Genomic DNA, 540 nt, shown 5'->3' on the forward strand with positions numbered 1-540 from the left:
GGGACGCGCTTCATTGCGACCAAGGAAGCGCCGGTGCATCAGAACGTGAAGAACTCGCTGGTCGCCGACTCCTAACTCAAAACACGCCTGATCATGCGGTCCTTGCGCAACACCGAACGCGTGCTGAAGAACGCCAATGTCGACCGCCTGATCGAGATCGAGCGCGAGAAGGGCGACAAGCTGAAGATCGACGACATTCACGATCAGGTCGCCGGGGTCTACCCGAAGATCATGCTCGACGGCCAGATGGACGCCGGCGCCTGGAGCTGCGGCATGGTTGCCGGCCTGATCCACGACATCCCGACCTGCAAGGAGGAAGGCGTCGACGTCCAGTATTTGATGCTGCGCGCGATGTTCCTGCCCGGCAAGGTGACGCCGGAGCAGCAGGCGTTCTATGTCGATCTGTTCCAGAAGGTGACGCAGACCGCCGAGTACAAGGACTACATGGAAAAGCAGGCGTTGAAGCCGATCTTCCTCACCGGCAAGGACATGGTGCAGTTCCTCGAGGAGGACGACGCGCTCAACAAATCGCTGATGACG

The 540-nt window shown here is 60.0% G+C and carries 1 pseudogene; it reads left to right on the plus strand.

Annotation, left to right across the window (positions count from 1 at the left end):
• Positions 1–102: 102 nt before the first annotated feature.
• Positions 103–540, plus strand: a pseudogene (locus tag AACY52_RS29855) (hypothetical protein); the annotation flags it as partial.

Origin of the sequence: Pseudomonas sp. EA_65y_Pfl1_P113 (assembly GCF_963970525.1) — a bacterium.
In the GTDB taxonomy this organism is placed as follows: domain Bacteria; phylum Pseudomonadota; class Gammaproteobacteria; order Pseudomonadales; family Pseudomonadaceae; genus Aquipseudomonas; species Aquipseudomonas tritici.